The organism is Streptomyces sp. NPDC107454 (genome assembly GCF_055582885.1).
The window spans coordinates 56,357-74,573 of the sequence record NZ_JBVJPA010000017.1 but is presented as its reverse complement, the minus strand read 5'-3'; the positions used below and the strand labels follow the sequence as shown (position 1 = coordinate 74,573).

At 72.1% G+C, this 18,217-nt stretch carries 14 protein-coding genes; 6 read left to right on the top strand and 8 right to left on the bottom strand.

What is annotated here, in order from left to right:
* Nucleotides 1-79: 79 nt before the first annotated feature.
* The gene (locus tag ACZ69M_RS37800) at nt 80-610 is read left to right on the top strand and encodes a gamma carbonic anhydrase family protein (RefSeq protein WP_470057170.1); all 531 of its coding nucleotides are present in this window, start codon (nt 80-82) and stop codon (nt 608-610) included.
* A gap of 48 nt (nt 611-658) precedes the next feature.
* On the opposite strand, the gene ACZ69M_RS37795 is transcribed toward ACZ69M_RS37800, so the two are convergent.
* The 4 genes from ACZ69M_RS37795 to ACZ69M_RS37780 all read right to left on the bottom strand — a co-directional run bounded on the left by ACZ69M_RS37795 (nt 659) and on the right by ACZ69M_RS37780 (nt 7,638).
* Entirely contained in the window at nt 659-1,309 is a 651-nt protein-coding gene (locus ACZ69M_RS37795) for a DedA family protein (RefSeq protein ID WP_067378970.1), read from the bottom strand.
* A gap of 74 nt (nt 1,310-1,383) precedes the next feature.
* Entirely contained in the window at nt 1,384-3,009 is a 1,626-nt protein-coding gene (locus tag ACZ69M_RS37790) for a carboxylesterase/lipase family protein (RefSeq protein WP_470057168.1), read from the bottom strand.
* Entirely contained in the window at nt 3,006-5,474 is a 2,469-nt protein-coding gene (locus tag ACZ69M_RS37785; protein ID WP_470057166.1) for a beta-glucosidase, read from the bottom strand. The genes ACZ69M_RS37790 and ACZ69M_RS37785 overlap by 4 nt, the downstream gene beginning before the upstream one ends.
* Nucleotides 5,475-5,793: 319 nt before the next feature.
* Nucleotides 5,794-7,638 carry a TIGR03767 family metallophosphoesterase gene (locus ACZ69M_RS37780; RefSeq protein WP_470057164.1) on the bottom strand — a complete coding sequence of 615 codons (1,845 nt, stop codon included), beginning with the start codon at nt 7,636-7,638 and terminating at the stop codon, nt 5,794-5,796.
* Nucleotides 7,639-8,078: 440 nt separating this feature from the next.
* Between ACZ69M_RS37780 and ACZ69M_RS37775 the strand changes: the two genes are divergently transcribed.
* Both ACZ69M_RS37775 and ACZ69M_RS37770 read left to right on the top strand, forming a co-directional pair.
* Nucleotides 8,079-10,466, top strand: a complete 2,388-nt coding sequence (locus tag ACZ69M_RS37775; RefSeq protein ID WP_470057162.1) for a beta-galactosidase — start codon at nt 8,079-8,081, stop codon at nt 10,464-10,466.
* Nucleotides 10,467-10,554: 88 nt separating this feature from the next.
* Nucleotides 10,555-11,640: a LacI family DNA-binding transcriptional regulator gene (locus tag ACZ69M_RS37770; RefSeq protein WP_470057160.1), complete on the top strand. Its 1,086-nt coding sequence runs from the start codon at nt 10,555-10,557 to the stop codon at nt 11,638-11,640.
* A 96-nt stretch (nt 11,641-11,736) separates the two neighbouring features.
* Here ACZ69M_RS37770 and ACZ69M_RS37765 read toward each other — a convergent pair whose 3' ends face one another.
* Nucleotides 11,737-12,189, bottom strand: a complete 453-nt coding sequence (locus tag ACZ69M_RS37765; protein ID WP_470057158.1) for a DUF4442 domain-containing protein — start codon at nt 12,187-12,189, stop codon at nt 11,737-11,739.
* A 167-nt stretch (nt 12,190-12,356) separates the two neighbouring features.
* Here ACZ69M_RS37765 and ACZ69M_RS37760 point away from each other — a divergent pair, with 167 nt between their 5' ends.
* Nucleotides 12,357-13,394: a DUF8017 domain-containing protein gene (locus tag ACZ69M_RS37760; protein ID WP_470057156.1), complete on the top strand. Its 1,038-nt coding sequence runs from the start codon at nt 12,357-12,359 to the stop codon at nt 13,392-13,394.
* Nucleotides 13,395-13,516: 122 nt separating this feature from the next.
* Nucleotides 13,517-14,014 carry a hypothetical protein gene (locus ACZ69M_RS37755; RefSeq protein WP_470057154.1) on the top strand — a complete coding sequence of 166 codons (498 nt, stop codon included), beginning with the start codon at nt 13,517-13,519 and terminating at the stop codon, nt 14,012-14,014.
* A 94-nt stretch (nt 14,015-14,108) separates the two neighbouring features.
* Here ACZ69M_RS37755 and ACZ69M_RS37750 read toward each other — a convergent pair whose 3' ends face one another.
* The 3 genes from ACZ69M_RS37750 to ACZ69M_RS37740 all read right to left on the bottom strand — a co-directional run bounded on the left by ACZ69M_RS37750 (nt 14,109) and on the right by ACZ69M_RS37740 (nt 17,329).
* Nucleotides 14,109-14,954 (bottom strand): spermidine synthase, encoded by an 846-nt coding sequence (locus ACZ69M_RS37750; protein ID WP_470057152.1) that lies wholly within the window; start codon nt 14,952-14,954, stop codon nt 14,109-14,111.
* Nucleotides 14,955-15,097: 143 nt separating this feature from the next.
* Nucleotides 15,098-16,276 carry an elongation factor Tu gene (gene tuf, locus ACZ69M_RS37745; RefSeq protein ID WP_470057150.1) on the bottom strand — a complete coding sequence of 393 codons (1,179 nt, stop codon included), beginning with the start codon at nt 16,274-16,276 and terminating at the stop codon, nt 15,098-15,100.
* A 318-nt stretch (nt 16,277-16,594) separates the two neighbouring features.
* A complete protein-coding gene (locus ACZ69M_RS37740; RefSeq protein WP_470057149.1) occupies nt 16,595-17,329 on the bottom strand; it encodes a DNA alkylation repair protein in 735 nt (244 codons plus the stop codon).
* Between the two features lie 49 nt (nt 17,330-17,378).
* On the opposite strand from ACZ69M_RS37740, the gene ACZ69M_RS37735 reads away from it, so the two are divergent.
* A complete protein-coding gene (locus tag ACZ69M_RS37735) occupies nt 17,379-18,158 on the top strand; it encodes a TVP38/TMEM64 family protein (protein WP_470057147.1) in 780 nt (259 codons plus the stop codon).
* Nucleotides 18,159-18,217: the final 59 nt, after the last annotated feature.

Here is an 18,217-nt window from a genome sequence, read left to right as displayed (position 1 = left end):
TGATCTTCGCCCCACCGGGGCCGGGAGCGATGACATACGGTGCCGCTGTACCGACGACGACGACAACGAGGAGACGCTGATGACGCAGCAGGCGCTGATCATGGGGATCGGCGGCAAGGACCCGCAGGTGGACCCGGAAGCGTTCACGGCACCGACGTCCGTGGTGATCGGGGACGTCACCCTGCACGCGGGCGCGAGCGTCTGGTACGGCGCGGTACTGCGCGCCGACTTCGGTCCGATCGTCGTCGGCGCCGACAGCAACATCCAGGACAACTGCACCCTGCACGTGGACCCGGGCTTCCCGATCACGGTCGGCGAGCGCGTCTCGGTCGGCCACAACGCCGTGCTGCACGGCGCGACGGTCGAGGACGACTGCCTGATCGGCATGGGCGCCACGGTCCTCAACGGCGCGGTGATCGGCGCCGGTTCCCTGGTGGCGGCCCAGGCCCTGGTCCCCCAGGGGATGCAGGTCCCGCCGGGCTCCCTGGTGGCCGGAGTCCCCGCCAAGGTCAAGCGCCCCCTGACGGAGGAGGAACGCCAGGGCCTCACCCTGAACGGCACTTTCTACGTGGACCTGGCAAAGACGCACAAGGCAGCACACGAGAGCTGAAGCGCCCCTTCAGCCATGCACAACCTGCACACACACGACGGGGGAAACCTACTCGGCAGCCGCCACCGGCTCCCGCTCCCCCGTCTCGATCTCCGCCGCCGCCTTCTTCGCCTTGCGCTTCACGATCAGCATCGAGGCGAGCCCGATCAGCACGGCCACCACGAGCCCGACCCACGAGAACCGCTTCAGCCAGGACTCGGCGACGACACCCACGTAGTAGATGACCGCGGTGGTGCCCCCGGCCCAGATGATCCCGCCCAGCACATTGGCGATCAGGAACTTCCAGTACGGCATCTTCAGCACACCCGCGAGCGGCCCGGCGAAGATCCGCAGCAGCGCGATGAACCGGCCGAAGAAGACGGCCCACATGCCCCACTTCTGGAAGGACCGCTCGGCGGTCGCGACGTGCCCCTCACTGAAGTGCCTGGGGAACTTCGCTCCCAGCCAGGCCAGCAGGGGGCGCCCGCCCTTGCGGCCGATGGCATAGCCGATGGAGTCGCCGACGATCGCACCGATGCTGGCGCACGCCCCGAGGACGACGGGGTTGATGCCCGAGTGCTGCGAGGACAGCAGCGCCGCCGAGACCAGGATGATCTCACCGGGCAACGGGATGCCCAGGCTCTCCAGGCCGATGACCAGGGCCACCAGCGCATAGATGCTGACCGCGGGCACCGTCTCGAGCCAATGCTGGACGTCCAACGCCGGTTCCTCCCGAATCGCACACTTCCCGGCGTGCGCCCGCGACAACGGGCACACGCCGGGAAGCCTACCGCTCAGCCTCGCGCGGCGGCGTCCCACAGGTCGCACCGATGCTCCCGGTGGACGGTCGTACTCACGATGTTTCCGCCACGGGAGACCGTCCGCAGCGAGAGCACGGGACCTCCCCCACCGGGCATCGCGGGCTGCCCGTCGGCCCGCGGCACCCCGCCCCTGACGAAGGACCCCCAGTACTGGATCATCTGCCGCGACAGCACCCGCTGCTCCGCGTTCAGCGGGGTGATGAGCCCGAAGTGCTTGAAGAGGTACTGCACCTCGTTCACATGGGTCGCCCCGAAGTCGAAGCCCGTATGGAGATCACGCAGCGAGGCGAACGGCGGCGAGGTGCGGTCGGCGAACTCGTACGCGTACACGGGCCCGCGCCCGGCGAGCACCGCGTCGAGCCGCAGCGCCGGACACGCCATGAGGTAGTCACCGAAGGCGGTGGCGTAGGCGAGGGTCGGCGACGGGTAACCGTCGAGCGGATAGCGCTCGAGCACGCGCTCGCCCAGATCGGCGCCCCAGGCCTCCTTCACGACCGCCGGGTACCCCTCGGCGGTGAGCGGGGTACCGGCATTGTCGAACCGGGCGAACGCGAACAGCCGCCCCTCGTCCTCGTTCGCCCCGTTCAGCACGGGGACACGGGCCGCGGCCCCCTTCGCGTACGCCTCGAAGGGCTGTACCGGCAGGAAGGCGCCGCCCACGACGGGCCCCCAGTCGAATCCGCCCTGGGCGGCGAGGATCTCCGCGGACGACTTACCGCGCAGACACGCCGCCGACAGATCGGCGCAGCCCACCTTGCGCGCGAAGGCCGCCCCGGCGGTCACGGCCGCCTCGTGGGTGCGCGCCGCGCAGTTCCCGTAGCCGCCGCTCTCGACGATCCCCGCCCGGTACAGGCCCTTCGAGGTCGGCGAGGCCAGCTGGGTGCAGACCGAGCGGCCGCCCGCCGACTCGCCCGCGACGGTGACGCGGTCGGGATCACCGCCGAAGCGGCCGATGTCGGCGCGCACCCAGCGCAGTGCGGCCTGTTGGTCGAGCATGCCGAAGTTGCCCGAGACCCCGTCGAGTGCCTCGCCGTCGAGTCCGGCCGTGGCGAGGAATCCCATGGCGCCGAGGCGGTAGTTGACGGTCACGACGATCGTGCCGGTCTGGCGGGCGAAGGTGTCGGGCACGATGTCCTCGCCCGCGCCCGCGGTGAGCCCGCCGCCGTGCAGCCAGACCAGCACCGGCCGGCTTCCGGCGCCTTCGGGGACGTACACATTGAGGTCGAGGCAGTCCTCGGTGTGGCTGGGCTGCTCGTAGCCGGGGTCCCAACTGGCCGTCTGCACGCACCGGTTGCCGAAGTCCCGTGCGGTGCGCACACCGCGCCAGGGTGCGACCGGCTCCGGGTTCTTCCAGCGGAGAGCGCCGACGGGCGGCTGTGCGTACGGGATGCCGAGGAACTGGCGTCCCTCGGCGGTGACTTCACCCCGGACCAGGCCGGCGGCGGTGCGCACGACGGTCGGGCCCTGCGCGGCGTGCGCCGGGGCCGGCGCGGCAAGGGCCGGCGCCGGGGTCGGGGCGGCGAGCGCGGCGGCGAAGACCGTCGCCCCCACCACCAGCGCGCGCAGGCGGCCGGACCGGACGATCCGCCCCCTGTTCACGCGCCCACCCCCACACTGCCGCGCAGCCGCAGGTCCCGCGACGACGACCCCACCCACACCGCGCGCCGACCGGTGCCCAGGACCCAGTCGTGCCGCCCCGTGTCCCAGGACGACAGCGTGCGCGGGTCGAGGCGCACCGTCACCCGTCGCCGCTCCCCCGCCCGCAGCGTCAGCCTCCGGTACCCGGCCAGCACCCGTACGGCCTGGTCGAGCCGGAGATCGGGCGACGGCCCCAGGTAGACCTGCGCCACCTCGACACCGTCGCGCCGCCCGGTGTTGCGCACGGTGAAGCCCACCTCTCTCCCCCGGACCCGCAGATCCTCGTACGCGAACGAGGTGTACGAGAGTCCGTGCCCGAAGGGGAACAGCGGACGCACGCCCTGCGCGTCGTACCAGCGGTAGCCGACGTGGATCCCCTCCGAGTACTCCTCGGCGCCGTTCACGCCGGGATAGCGGTGCGGGTCGCCGGCGACCGGGTGGTGGGCGTCGTCGACCGCGAAGGACTGGGTGAGCCGGCCGCCGGGATCGCAGTCGCCGAACAGGACGGCGGCGGTGGCGGCCGCGCCCTCCTGGCCCGGGTAGTACATCTGGAGCACGGCGGCCGTGCCCTCCAGCCAGGGCATCGAGGTCGAGGAGGAGGTGTTGAGGACGACGGCCGTCCGGGGGTTGGCCGCGGCGACGGCCTTGATCAGCCGCTCCTGGTTGCCGGGCAGCGCGAGGGTGCCGCGGTCCAGGCCCTCGGTGGCGTCCTCGTAGGCGAAGAGGACGACGCTGTGGGCGGCGCGCGCGGCGTCGACCGCCTCGGCGACGTCCTGCGCGCGGGTCGCGCCGGTGATGCGCCGCAGCCGGAACAGCTGTCCCGTGTCTGCGCCCTGGGCGGTGACGGAGACCTGGTGCGCGCCCCGGGAGAGGTTCAGGGCCTTGCGGCGTACGGCGAGTCCGTCGGGCGCCGCGGAGACCAGCCCGCCGCTGAAGTACTCGCCGAAGCCGGGCAGCGGCGGGAAGAGCTCGACGCCGTCGACGAGCACCGTGGGCCGGATGCCGGAGTAGTGGATGACGAACGTCCACTCGTCGGCGTCCGCGACGGTGAGGGTCCCCGTGTACGTCCAGGCCCCTCCGGCGGCGACACGCTGGCCCTCGGTGTCGATGCCCGCGGTCAGCGCCCCGTCGGGGATCGCCTTGCCGAACAGGTCCTCACCGAGCGCGTACGACACCCGGGCGCCGCCTCCCGCGCGGGAGCGGATGGCGTCGAGCGGGCTGTCGGCGTGGTCCGGGACGACGTGCGCGCTGCCGCCGCCGCTGATGAACGGCAGGGAGCCGGTGGGGCCGACGACGGCGATGCTGCGGGCGGCGGCGCCGGTCAGGGGCAGTGCGTGCCGTTCGTTGCGCAGGAGCGTCGCGCCCGCCTTGGCGACCTCCAGGGCGACGGCCGCGCCCGCCTTCGGGTCACGGGCGGGACGGGGCGGGACGCTGCCGTCGAGCAGCCCGAAGCGGTCCATCACGGCGAGGACGCGGCGTACGGCCCGGTCGACGTAGGACTCGGCCACGGCTCCGCTCTGCACGGCCGTCTTCAGGGCGGCCCCGAAGTACGTCCCGTCCGGCATCTCCATGTCGAGGCCCGCGGTGAGGGCGGTGACGGTGCTGTGCGCCGCGAACCAGTCGGTCATCACCCAGCCGCCGAAGCCCCACCGCTCGCGCAGGATGTCGGTGAGGAGCGTCTTGTTCTCGCAGGCGAAGGTGCCGTTGACCTTGTTGTACGCGCCCATGACCGCGCCGGTGCGGGCGGCGACGGCCGCCTCGAAGCCGCGCAGTTCGACCTCGTGCATGGTCTGCTCGTCGGCCCGCACGTCGATGGACATGCGGTCCTGCTCCTGGTTGTTCAGCGCGAAGTGCTTGACGGTCGCGATGAGTCCCTCGCCCTGGATGCCGCGGATCTCGGCCGCGACCAGGTCGCCGGCGAGCAGCGGGTCCTCGCTGAAGGTCTCGAAGTTGCGGCCCGCGTACGGGGTGCGGATGAGGTTGACCATCGGGGAGAGCAGCACGTCCTGGCCGAGGGCACGGCCCTCGCGCCCGATGACCTGCCCGTAGCGGCGGGCCAGGCCGGGGTCGAAGGCCGAGGCGAGAAGCACCGGGGCGGGCAGGGCGGTGGCGTGCCGGGTGACACGGACTCCGGCGGGGCCGTCGGCCAGGCGGAGCGGGGGGATGCCGAGGCGGGGTACTCCAGGTATGTATCCGGCCTGGCCGAGCGAGGCGGGGTCGGTGGCGCCGTGCAGCAGGGAGATCTTCTCGTCAAGGGTGAGTTTGACTATCAGACCCTCTACGCGAGGGCCGGCGCCGGATCTGGACTCCGCCCGGGCGAGCGGAACGGGGCCGGCGGTGGTGGCCGCCGCGGCGACCGCGATGGCGCCGCCGAGCAGACGCAGGGTCGAACGCCGGGAGAACCCATCGGAAGCAGCGTGGGACATGAGCCGTCACTCCTTCGGTGCGCGGACACGCCGTCGTGAACCGCGGGTACACGCGCCGACGACAACGGCCGCGTTCGGCCCTTGAACACACCAGGCATCAGCCGGACGTGACACGCCGTCACACAGCACGGGTACGGCGCGAAAACTATGACCGCCGGTGACTCGTGTCAATGAAATGAACAAGAACCACCGACACCCCGACAACAACCGAAGGGACCACAGCCAGGGAGCGCCGCGGGGACCTCAGCAGCGAGCGCAGTAGGGGGCGCCGCGGGGACCGCAGTCGGAACCGCAGCACGGACCCCGCAGCGAGGGTGGGTCATGCCGCCGCCGGGCCTCCGGCCACCACCAGTTCCGCGTTGCGGTCCCCCGCACCGCCCGCCCAGCCCTCCTGGACGCCGCCCTTCATGCTGTCGGCGAGGCCAGGAGCGTTGTAGGCCACCTCCCGGTACAGGGAGGCGAGTCCCACCGCCGACAGGTCGTCAAAGCCCCGTGCGGTGCGGTGCGGCGCGGCGGACTCGACGAGGGTGGTGAACAGGGACACCGTCCCGTCCCCGTTGTCGGTCAGCTCGATCAGCCGGGCGTGGTGCGGATAGTCCACGTGGGAGGCGGTGTTGACCTCCCAGAAGGAGCGGGCGGGCGTCGCGTGCGCGTGCGGCGTGATCCGGTTGACGTGACTGTGCCCGTTGATCCAGGCCACCACGTTCGGGAACCGGCTGAGCAGGGCGATGACCTCCGCTCCGTCGTGGCGCGGCTCGTCCGTGCGGGCGGCGTCGGGACGGCGGGTCATGCTGGGGCTGTGGTGGTGGCTGAAGACCAGGATGTGGGCGTCGTCGGCCCCGGTGTTGCGGACGAGCCGGCCGTCCGCGTCGTAGGACCGGGAGCTGTGCGCGGCCAGGGTCCTTTCCAGCCAGCGGAGTTGGTCGCTGCCGAGTGAACCCTCGTAGTGGCCGCTGCGGTACGTCGTGTCGATGCTGATACCGAGGACGTTCTCGGCCACCTTGAAGGAGTAGTACATCCGCTCCCCGTCCAGGTTGTCCTGGGTGTAGCCGTGGCCGACCGGACCGGCGCCGGCGTGAGCGGGGTCGAGATGCGCGGCCAGATAGTCGTGCGGGGTGCACAGCCGGCGCCGCTCGTCGGCGGTCACGGTCCGCGCCGAGGCCGCGTTCCTGGTCAGGATCGCCTTGAGCACCTCGCTCTTCGGATCGTCGCCCGACCCGAGCGCCTTGGCGTAGGCGGCCGCGTCCGCGGCGGACACCGACAGCAGTTTGCGGGACCCGACGGCGAAGTCGTTCAGCGCGGGCGACAGGCAGCCGCCGGGAAGGTCGTCGTGGTTGCCGACCGTGGAGTACCAGGGGATGCGCAGCCCCGGGCTGGTGATCGGGCGGGTGACCGCGGCGAGGAAGCCGGGGATCAGAGGCAGCCCGCGCCGCTTGTCCAGGTCGCGCAGGTGGGGGTCACCGGGGTGCCAGTACAGGGGGAGACCGGAGTTCTGGGCGCCTTCGTACGCCCGCGGGTCACCGGTGTTCGGCGTGATCCGGCCACCGCTCATCACGGTCAGGAACCACTCCAGCTCGATCGCGGAGTTGTTGTCGACGTTGTCGCCCGTGGTCATCACGAAAGCGGGGCGCAGCCTGGTGTTCGGTCCACCGCCGAGCGCGTTCACCTGCTCGACGAGCGCGACCGCCCCGGCCACCGTCAGCGCCTCCTGCGCCCGCCACGACGAGGCCCCGCGCGAGCGCAGGAACTCGGTGCGCAGCGGGTTCTGCACGTCGGCGAGATGGAGGTCGGTGAACTGTACGAAGCACGCGAGCGGGGTACGCCGGTCCTGGCGCCCGGCACCGGGCGCGGCGAGCTCCTTACGGACGACCATGGGCCAGCCGGGGCCCGAGACCATCCGTCGGTAGGTGCCGGTGTGGGCGCCACCGCCGAGGCGGGCCGTCGTCTCCAGGGTGGTCAGGGCGTACGGCGCCGCCCGGGGGGCACTGCGGGGCGGTAGCTGGGCGACGGTCCGTGCGGCGGGCTCGACGGCGGGCTGTTGGCGCTGGCGCGGCAAAAGCGCCCCCGCGCTGGTTCCGGCGACGCCGGCCACTGCCGTGGCGCCCGAGGCGAGCAGAAATCGACGACGGTTGACGGCGGCGGATACGGGTTCGGTTCCGGCCATGGGGCGACCCTCCGGTGCCTCCGAGCGATTCACTTGCTGGAACCACTCAGCCAGGCCGCGGGGACACGGGCGTGGCCTCGCCGTGAACGCCTCCGGAACAGGCGGAACGCCACTTGGCCCCGGTGTTTGCGAGGGCGTCGCCCGGCCCGCGGGAGGTCCGGCGCGACGCGGACCACGACCTTCCGGGGCCGTTCCGCCATCGGCCCCAAAGTCCCTTGACGCGCCCGATGTTACCGATAACATCACTGAGTCTGGGAACGCTCCCAAGCCCCAAGCCCCAAGCCCCAAGCTCGAGAGCGGGACCGGGAACGGACCGGGACTGGGACCGGAACTGGGGACGAGTGACCGCACCCCACCGAGCCCACACCCCGTCGCACCCGCACCGCGCCGCACCCCGCCGAAACCGACGCCCGCCCCCAACCCGGACCGGAGAAGTCCCGATGCCGCATCTCCTGCGCGTCCCCGCGCCCCCCGCACCGCCCCTGACCGGCCATCTCCCCTTCACCGACGCCCCGGGGGCGCCCGACCCCATCGAGGTGACCAGCCGCTACCTCACGCGCGGCGGCCGCCCGTGGTTCCCGGTCTCCGGTGAGTTCCACTACGCGCGCTACCCGGCCCGGGACTGGGAGGAGGAGCTGCTGAAGATGAAGGCGGGCGGGGTCACCGTCGTCGCCAGTTACGTCGTCTGGATCCACCACGAGGAGATCGAGGGCCGCGTCCGCTTCGACGGCGACCGCGATCTGCGGCGCTTCGCCGAGTTGTGCGCCCGGCACGGCCTGGACTTCATCCCGCGCATCGGCCCCTGGTGCCACGCGGAGGTCCGCAACGGCGGCTTCCCGGACTGGCTGCTCGCCCGCACCCGCGCGCCCCGCACCGACGACCCCGCCTATCTGGAGCCCGTACGCGGCTGGTTCACGGCGATCGCGCGACAGCTGCGCGGACTGGACCGGGCGCACGGCGGTCCGATCGTCGCGATCCAGATCGAGAACGAGCTCTACGACCAGCCCGGCCACCTCCTCACCCTGAAGCGGATGGCCCAGGAGGCGGGTCTGAGCGCACCGCTGTGGACGTCCACGGCGTGGGGCGGAGTCCGACTGCCGCCCGACGAACTGCTCCCGCTGTACGGCGGCTACACCGAGACGTTCTGGACGGAGGCGGACGGTGGCTGGCCGGACACCTGCCGCAAGCACTTCTTCTTCACCCACCAGCGCGACGACGAGGGCATCGGCGCCGACCTGCGCCCGACGACCGTACGCGGCGGCGACCCCACGCCCACGGACCGCTTTCCCTGGGCCACCTGCGAGCTCGGCGGCGGCATGGCCGTCGCCTACCACCGCAGGCCGCGCGTCGAGCCCGACGACATCGGGGCGCTCGGCCTCACCAAGATCGGCTGCGGTTCGGTCTGGCAGGGCTACTACATGTTCCACGGCGGCACGAACCCGGCGGGTGAACTCACCACGCTCCAGGAGTCCCACGCCACCGGCTACCCCAACGACCTGCCCGGCCTCACCTACGACTTCCAGGCTCCGCTGGGCGAGTACGGCCAGGTCCGGCCCTCGTACCACACACTGCGCCTCCAGCACCTGCTGCTGGCCGACTTCGGCGACCTGATCGCCCCCATGGAGTCCGTGCTGCCCGAGCGGCAGCCCGTCTCCCAGTCCGACCGGGACACCCTGCGCTGGGCCGTACGCGGCGACGGCGCCTGCGGCTTCCTGTTCGTCAACAACCACCAGCCGCACGAACCGCTGCCAGCCCACCCCGGCACGACCTTCACGGTCGGCTTCCCCGACGCTCCCGCCCTGACGTTGCCCAGCGCCCCGGTCACCGTCCCGACCGGCGCGTACTTCTGCTGGCCGCTGCGTCTGGACGTGGCCGGTCTGCGGCTCGACTGGGCCACCGCCCAACCGGTGTGCCGGGTCCAGGACGACGGGCGTACGGTCCTGGTGCTGGCCGCCACCGACGGCATTCCGGTCGAACTCGCCCTGGACGCAGGCACGGTCGCGTCCGTCGACACCCCCTCCGGCGAGGTCACCGGGGCCGGCGACCGGATCCTGATCACCGGTCTGCGCCCGGGCACCGACGCCCTGGTCCAGGTGAAGACCGCGGACGGCGACGACATCGGCCTGCTCGTGCTCGACGCCGACAGCGCGCGCACCGCCTACCGGGGCACGGCCTGGGGCGCCGAGCGGCTGGTGCTCTGCCCGGACGGGGTCGTCTTCGACCAGGGCGGACTTCGCGTGCACAGCTCGGCGACGCGACCCTCCTTCGCCGTACTCCCCGCACCGGAAGGGGTGTTGGCGGTGGCCGGCACTCCGCTGTCGACGACGGCCGACGGCCCGTTCACCCGCTGCACGATCGCCGAAGGGGTCGACGCCGAGGACACCGCGCTGGCCGCCACCCTGGTGCGCCCCGCGGGACCGCCGCCCGCGCTCACGAAGGGCCCGCTGGGCCGGGCGAGCGCACCGGCGGACGAGCACTTCACGGCCTCCGCGGCCGAGTACCGCGTGGAGGTCCCGGACGAGCTGCTGCGTGAACCGTCCGGCACCCTCCTGCGCTTTCACTGGACGGGCGACGTGGGCCGCGCGTACGTCGGGGACACCCTCGTCGCCGATCAGTTCTTCTCCGGCCGCGTCTGGGACCTCGGTCTCGACCGGCTCCCCTCCGAAGCCCTGCGCACCCACGGCCTGACGCTGCGACTGCTGCCCCGGGAAGCCGGTGCTCCGGTGTACGTGCCCGAGCAGGCCGGCGACGTCACGGGACGGGCGGCCGTGTGGCGCGTCGAGTGGGTGACCACCCGCGCCTGGACGATCACGACGGACAGGCCCTAGGCGGCCGACGCGGCAGGCGGGCCTATCCTGTGGGCCTGCCGGGCGGATCGGGACAGACCGCCGCCGTGACGTCGGAGGATGCGCCCCCATGACCCGAGGTGCCACGGACGGCGCCGTCCCCCAGGGAACCGAGGGCCCCAAGGGACGCAGCCGGCGCAGCTTCGCGGGGGCGCGCCCGGTGATGGACGACGTGGCCCGTCTGGCCGGTGTCTCGAAACAGACGGTCTCCCGGGTGCTCAACGACAGTCCCGCGGTGCGGCCCGAGACCCGGGAGGCGGTCGTGGCCGCCATGCGCGCACTCGGCTACCGGCCGAGCCGCAGCGCGCGTTCCCTGGCCAGTGGCAGGACGCGGATGCTCGGGGTGATCTCGTTCGACGCGGCGCGCTACGGGCCCGCCTCCATCCTGACCGCGATCAACTCCGCCGCCCAGGAAGCCGGTTACCTGGTCAGTTCCATCGCGCTGGACACGGCCGACCGGGACACCCTGGTGCGCGCCGTGCACACGCTGTCGGCCGAGGGGGCGGACGGCCTGCTCGCCATCGCACCGCAGCGCTGGGTCGGCAGGGCCCTGGCGGAGGCGGCGCTCGACGTCCCCCTGATGGTCCTGGAGAACGACCTCGGGGACGACGCCTCCTACGTCACCGCGGACTCCCGCGACGGGGCGCGGCAGGCCACCGAACACCTGCTGAAGCTCGGCCACGGCACGGTTCACCACATCGCGGGCCCCACGGGCTGGCTGTCCGCCGAGCGCCGGCTGGAAGCGTGGCGGGACACCCTTCGGGCGGCGGGGGCCGAGGTTCCCGAGCCGCTCATCGGCGACTGGAGCGCGGACTCCGGGTACGCGCTGGGCCGCCGGCTGGCCGCGCGCCCGAAGGTCACGGCGGTGTTCGCCTCCAACGACCAGATGGCGCTCGGCGTGCTGCGCGCCCTGCACGAGGCCGGGCGGCACGTGCCGGACGACGTCAGCGTCGTCGGCTACGACGACATCCCCGAGGCCGCCCACATGCTGCCCCCGCTGACGACCGTGCGGACCGACTTCGCCGCGACAGGCCGCCGTTCGCTTCAGCTGCTGCTGTCGCGCATCGACGGTTCGGCGAAGCCCCGGGTCGATCACATCGAGCCGGTCCGGCTCGTCGTACGCCACAGCACGGGCCCCGCGCCGCAGGAGCGGTGACGCGGGGACAGTGACACGGCGGCGAACGCCGGGCGGGCCCGCCCGGCGCCAGGGGGTGGCGTTCGAACGGACCCGCCGCCGTTCCGTTCGCTCGGCTCAGCCGTTCGGCCGCAGGGTCCAGACAACGGTCATCTCGCCTGTGACGGCGCCGTCCGCGCGCTGGATGGCGACGGCCACGGGGAACTCGGGGCGCTGACCCGCGTCGAGCTCGGCGATGACCTCCGCGGCCGGGCGGCCGAGGGTCGCGGTGGCCGTCACGGGGCCCATCGCGAGCTTCTTGTACGCGATCTCGGCCCTGACCGCGAGCGGCACGGCGCGCGACAGCTGCTCGCCGAACGCGGCGAGGACGATCGCCCCGCTCGCCGACTCGCCGAGGGTGAACATCGCTCCGGCGTGCGGCCCGCCGACGTGGTTGTGGTACTCGCTCTGGTCCGGCAGGGCCACCACGGCCTTGTCCGGCGTGGTCTCCACGAACTCGAGGTTCAGTGTCCGGGCCATCGGCACCGTGGCGGCGAGCATCTCGCCGATCGTCATCTGGTCTGCGCTCATGCCCGCATGTTACCCGTGAGTAGATAGTCGCGACAGGCGCCCACCGGGCGATCTCCGTCACCCGGTGTGAAGAAATCGAAAAAATGCTCCCCCGATTCCTGACCGGTACATGGCTGACGAGCTCCGGTGACCGAAACGTGTCACAGGCGCCACTAGGGTTGTGGCCCATGTGGCCAGGAGAGCAGCCGCCCGGGGGCGAGCAGAACCCGCAGGACCAGAACCCGTACCAGCAGCCGGGTTACCAGCAGCCGAATCCGTATCAGCAGCCCGGATACCAGCAGACCGGGTACCCGCAGCCGGGGCAGCAGCCGGCCCCCTACGGGCCCCAGCCGGGTCAGCCCCAGTGGGGAACTCCGGCTCCCGCGGGCGCGCCCCAGCCGCCGGGCGGTGGCGGAAACAGGACCAAGGTCATCGCCATCACGGCGGCCACCGCCGTGGTCGTGGCCGCCGGTGTGACGGGCTTCCTCGTCCTGGGCGGCAGCAAGAAGGACGACAACGCGGGCAAGGACGCGTCCAAGTCGCCCAGCGCGTCGACCTCCACGTCCCCCAGCGCGAGCGGAGGCGGTGACAACCCGCGCGGCGCCGAGGAGGAGAAGCCGACGATCGCGGGCTGGAAGGTCGTCATCAACCCCAAGTGGGGCACCGCCTTCGACGTCCCCCCGGACTGGAACGTCCGCACGCCCGGCACGTTCATCGGCTTCGACGACGAGCAGAAGGGTGACGGCTCCGCGTACATCGGCATGTCCGCGCCCGCTTTCCTCAAGGAGAAGTGGTGCACGTCCGACGACGACAAGGACGGCCGCACGGACGACACGGCGCTGGCGGCGGTCGGCACCAAGGGGGAGAGCGGCGCCAAGAACACCGACACCATCGCCCGCGGCGACTCGGCCTCCTGGGCCTTCGGCGGCTACACGGACCAGGCGAAGGCCTCGGAGAAGCTGCTGAAGATCGGCAAGCCCCAGCCGTTCACGACGGCTTCGGGCATCAAGGGCAGCGTCGCGACGTCGTACACGGTCGGTGTCCCCAAGAAGGGCAAGTGCGACTCCGACGGCACGGCGACCTCGTTCGGCTTCAAGAACTCGGCGGGCGACTTCGTGTCCTGGTCGTTCTACGGCGCGAAGGGCGTCAGTGACGAGGTCCCGGACGCCACCGTGCGGAAGATCCTCAGCACGGTACGGCTGCACGGTACCCCGACGGGTTCCTGAGCCCCCGTCCTACGGGGACGGGTTGCCGGACGGCAGCCGATCCAGAGGAGACTTCTGGCCAGCGGTAGGACTGGGTGACTTTGGCTGTGGAGCCATGTCTTGTTGGTGCCGAGGAGGCGGGCATGTTCGATGAGGCCAGCGAGAACGAGCTCCTGCTCGCCGCGCTGATGCAGCTCGGTGCGAAGGGCGGCTCGATAGGAGCTGCCGCTGGAGGGGCTGTCACCGGAACGCACGGTTTGGGCCGGGCAGGGGCGCGGGGCGGTGCTCGTGGAGCCGCGCGAGGCTTCACATGGACGAAGAAGGACGTCAGTACCACTCTTGTCGAGTTGTCCGGAACGTTGACGGCGGTCTCCCAGCTGGTCCACGCGACCCTGGCCGACACAGGGAACCTGATAGCCGCGGAGGCCCGGGACAACGGAGGCATCGCCGTACGGGCCGTGGTCGGTGTGGGGATGGGGGGCCTGAACCCCACCGTTGTGACCGCTGTTGTGGCCGCGGATCCCCAAGGTGTAGCGGTGGTGGAGCTCCGCGCCGCAGGCCGTGAAGGGCTCATCAAACAGCACCCCGCCGAAAAGGCTCTGGGCAAGATCACCGCTCAGCTCAAAGCTGCCTCGCAGTAAATGCGGCTGCACGGACCCAGCCCCGCGGGCGCCTCAACGTGTGCCCGGTGGAACAGGCCTTCGGGCGTACGGCCACCCTGTGGGGCTGTTCGGCTCAGCCGATGCTGAAAGCACCGCCGGGCGGCTCGGGTGAGGGAACCGCGTCCTCGTCACGCACGGGTGCGGCGGAGCCGATGAACTCCCGCAGCGCGGCGCCGCTTTCGACGCGAGCCGGGAAGGCGTCGGCGGCCGTGCGGCGGGCGAGGACGGCCGTGTCGAGCGGGCGGTGGGAGGCCACGAGTACCGCGTTGCCGAAGCGCCGGCCACGCAGCACACCGGGTTCGGCGATCAGGGACAGCTCCTCGAACACGGTCGCGAACGTGGCGAGTTGAGAGCGCAGAAAGGCGAAGGGCGCGGCGTCGGCGAGGTTGGCCAGATAGACGCCGTCCTCGCGCAGCACGCGCGCGGCGGCGCGCGCGTACGCCGTGGACGTCAGGTGCGCCGGGACGCGCGCGCCCCCGAAGACGTCCGCGATCACGATGTCGGCGGAGGCGGGCGCGGCGGATTCGAGCCAGCCCCGCGCGTCCGCGCCGTGCAGCGTGATGCCCGCGTCCTCGGGCACGGGCAGGTGCTCGCGGACCAGGTCCAGCAGACCCAGGTCGGCCTCCACCACGTCCTGCCGTGAGCCGGGGCGGGTCGCGGCGACGTAGCGGGGCAGCGTCAGCGCTCCGCCGCCGAGGTGGAGCACGTCCAGGGGCCGTCCCGGCGTCACGACCGTGTCCAGGACGTGCCCGAGTCGTCGGGCGTACTCGAACTCCAGATGGGTCGGCTCGTCCAGATCGACGTACGACTGCGGTGCGGCGTCGACCGTGAGCAGCCAGGCCCGCTTCCTGTCCACGTCGGGCATCAGCTTGGCGGTTCCGTGGTCCACGGTCCGTGTCACGGGTATCGGCTCGTCCACGGGTCCATTGTGCCGCCCCTTCAGGACCGCGGTCGTCGCTGCCGGGCCCCACGCGAGCTGCGGCCTCTCCGACGGCGATGGGTACGGGCCGGTGCCCGCTCCCCCGTAGCGGGAGCGGGCACCCTGGTGCTGCCCCTCGGCCGTCAGCCCACCGAGGTCACCGTCCCCGCGCCGACCGTCCGGCCGCCCTCGCGGATCGCGAAGCCGAGCCCCGGCTCCAGCGGCACCTCGCGCCCGAGCTCGACCGCCATCGTGACGGTGTCGCCGGGCCGGGCGAGGGCCCGCTCGCCGAGGTCGACGTCGCCGACCACGTCCGCGGTACGGATGTAGAACTGCGGCCGGTACCCGGTGGAGACGGGCGTCGTACGGCCGCCCTCGCCCGTCGACAGGACGTACACCTGGGCCGAGAAACGGCGACTGGGGACGACGCTGCCGGGCGCGGCGACGATGTGCCCGCGGCGTACGGCGTCGCGGGGCACCCCCCGCAGCAGCAGCGCCACGTTGTCCCCTGCCTGGGCCTCGTCCATGGGCTTGCCGAAGGTCTCCAGGCCGGTCACCACCGTGTCGACGGCCGCGCCGAGCACTTCGACGCGGTCGCCGACCCGGATCGTGCCGCGCTCGACCGCGCCGGTGACGACCGTCCCGCGCCCGGTGATCGTGAGTACGTTCTCGACCGGCAACAGGAACGGCGCGTCGAGGTACCGCTCGGGCATGGGCACATAGGTGTCCACCGCGTCGAGCAGCGCGTCGATCGCCGCCGTCCAACGGGGGTCCCCCTCAAGAGCCTTGAGGCCGGACACCCGTACGACGGGTACGGACTCGCCCCCGTAGCCGTGCGCGGAGAGCAGCTCGCGGACCTCCAGCTCCACGAGGTCGGTGAGCTCCTCGTCGCCCGCGTCGGCCTTGTTCAGGGCGACGACGATGTGGTCGACGCCCACCTGCCGGGCGAGCAGCACGTGCTCGGCGGTCTGCGGCATGATCCCGTCGAGCGCGGAGACGACGAGGATCGCCCCGTCGAGCTGCGCGGCGCCGGTGACCATGTTCTTGACGTAGTCGGCGTGACCGGGCATGTCCACGTGCGCGTAGTGGCGGGTGTCGGTCTCGTACTCGACGTGCGCGATGTTGATCGTGATGCCGCGCGCGGCCTCCTCCGGCGCCCGGTCGATCCGGTCGAACGGTACGTATCGGGTACTGCCGCCGGATCCGCGCTCGGCGAGGACCTTGGTGATGGCGGCGGTCAGGGTGGTCTTGCCGTGGTCGACGTGACCCATCGTGCCGATGTTCAGGTGCGGTTTGGTGCGGACGTATGCCGTCTTGGGCATGGCGGTACCTCGAAGCCTCTTGAGTGTCAGCGGAGCTGAGTGACGGCCCCGGCGCTCAGCGGCCGGGACGGGGACCCCAAGGACTTGCCGACCCTCCCCCTGCGGGGTCCGCCGGACGATCCGGGAAGGGTCAGCTTCGGGCGCCGTCGACGGCGGCCACGATGATCGGGACGGCAGCCTTCGGCGCATCCGCGACTGCGGATGCTGCGAGGAGGAAGGCGTGCCGGAACATGAGGCGATCATCGCCGACGTATCCGGCCACGTCGAATGGTTTTTCTCGCCACGGAAGCAGGTGTGGCGGGTGTTTCTGCCGGTGCGTCAGGGGCCGAGGTTCTTGAGTGCCTCACGTACGGACAGGGGAGCGAGCCGCTCCCGTTCCCGGGCGACGAAGGCCCGTACCGCCTCCGGATCCGTCTTCGCGTACTCGCGCAGACACCAGCCGATCGCCTTGCGGACGAAGAAGTCGGGATGCCCCGACTGCCGTACGCAGTAGGCGAAGAGCCGCTCGGTGTCGGTCGTCTCCTTGTAACGGAGCTGGTGGAGCAGGGCCGTACGGGCGACCCACAGGTCGTCGTCCTCGATCCACGCGTCCATGTCGCTCTTCAGCCGCGGATCGGCGGCCACGAGGCCTCCCACCACGTGGGAGGCGAGTGCGTCGACGGTGTCCCACCAGGAGACCGTGCCGACGAGATGGCGCGTCACCGGGAGGAAAGCGGAGGAGAGTTGCCTCACATGGCGGCGCAGGTAGTCGACGGCGAAATAGTGGTACTCGCGCTCCGGCAACGCCCAGCAGCGCAGGGCCACGGCGGTGCAATCGGCCTCTGCAGGGGCCGCTGTCGCGAGGAGGACCGTGCGGGACAGCGCGCGGCGATCGGCCGTGGTCAGACCGAGGAAGGGGGCGATGTCCTTCATGTACGCGCGCATGGACACGGCCCGTTGCGGATCGGCCGCCGCGCCGTAGGTGGCGGTGAGCCGTTCCAGCACGGTGTCCGCGAGGGAACTGTTCGGCACCTCGAACCGCGCACCCGGCGTTCCGGAAGCTGTGACGCCCATGAGACGAACCATACGGCGATCACACACACGGGTCGGTTAGTGTCGCCGAATGCTCGATGCCACCACCCGCTCTGGGGGCACCGCCACAGCCGTTCCCCCGGCTCCCGTCACTGAGCTCTCCCTCGCCGCGGAGTTCGCCGTCTCCACACCCACGGGCCTCGCCGCCCGTTGCACGAGAGTCCTGCTCTCGCCCTGGTCCCGGCTCTCCCTGCTGCTGGTGCTGCTCGCGGCGGCCGCGTCGAGCGTGCTGCTCTTCGAACCGCAGCGGCTGCTCTCCGACGGCTGGCCGCCCCAGCTCAGCGGCGCCGCGGCGGCCGTGGTGTTCGCGGTGGCGTACGGGCTGTGCACGGTGGCGTTCGTGCCCCGGCCGCTGCTCAACCTCGCGGCGGGCGCGCTCTTCGGCTCGCAATTGGGCCTCGGTACCGCGCTCGCGGGCACGGTGCTCGGCGCCGGCGTGGCGTTCGGGCTCGGCCGGATCCTCGGGCAGGACGCGCTGCGCCCGCTGTTGCGCGCCCGCTGGCTGAAGGCGGCCGACGGACAGCTCAGCCGGCACGGCTTCCGCACGATGATGATGGCCCGGCTCTTCCCCGGTGTGCCCTTCTGGGCGGCGAACTACTGCGCGGCCGTCTCCCGCATGGGCTGGCTGCCGTTCCTCCTCGCCACCGCCCTGGGATCGATCCCGAACACGGCCGCGTACGCCGTCGCGGGCGCCCGGGCTTCGGCGCCGACCTCCCCCGCCTTCCTGATCGCCATGGGCTTCATCGCGCTGCCGGCTCTGGTCGGCGCGGTGGTGGCCTGGCGCAAGCGCCACCACCTGCGCGGAGACTGATCGGCCTTCGGCACTGATCAGTCTCCGGCACGGCGGTTCTCGGGGCGGCGGACGACCGG

Excerpts from the sequence above, each read along its gene's own strand:
- ACZ69M_RS37735 (WP_470057147.1), top strand. The coding sequence starts at position 17,379 with ATGCTCGATGCCACCACCCGCTCTGGGGGCACCGCCACAGCCGTTCCC.
- tuf (WP_470057150.1), bottom strand. The coding sequence starts at position 16,276 with ATGCCCAAGACGGCATACGTCCGCACCAAACCGCACCTGAACATCGGC.
- ACZ69M_RS37740 (WP_470057149.1), bottom strand. The coding sequence starts at position 17,329 with ATGGGCGTCACAGCTTCCGGAACGCCGGGTGCGCGGTTCGAGGTGCCG.
- ACZ69M_RS37775 (WP_470057162.1), top strand. The coding sequence starts at position 8,079 with ATGCCGCATCTCCTGCGCGTCCCCGCGCCCCCCGCACCGCCCCTGACC.
- ACZ69M_RS37765 (WP_470057158.1), bottom strand. The coding sequence starts at position 12,189 with ATGAGCGCAGACCAGATGACGATCGGCGAGATGCTCGCCGCCACGGTG.
- ACZ69M_RS37800 (WP_470057170.1), top strand. The coding sequence starts at position 80 with ATGACGCAGCAGGCGCTGATCATGGGGATCGGCGGCAAGGACCCGCAG.
- ACZ69M_RS37780 (WP_470057164.1), bottom strand. The coding sequence starts at position 7,638 with ATGGCCGGAACCGAACCCGTATCCGCCGCCGTCAACCGTCGTCGATTT.
- ACZ69M_RS37785 (WP_470057166.1), bottom strand. The coding sequence starts at position 5,474 with ATGTCCCACGCTGCTTCCGATGGGTTCTCCCGGCGTTCGACCCTGCGT.
- ACZ69M_RS37770 (WP_470057160.1), top strand. The coding sequence starts at position 10,555 with ATGACCCGAGGTGCCACGGACGGCGCCGTCCCCCAGGGAACCGAGGGC.
- ACZ69M_RS37760 (WP_470057156.1), top strand. The coding sequence starts at position 12,357 with ATGTGGCCAGGAGAGCAGCCGCCCGGGGGCGAGCAGAACCCGCAGGAC.
- ACZ69M_RS37755 (WP_470057154.1), top strand. The coding sequence starts at position 13,517 with ATGTTCGATGAGGCCAGCGAGAACGAGCTCCTGCTCGCCGCGCTGATG.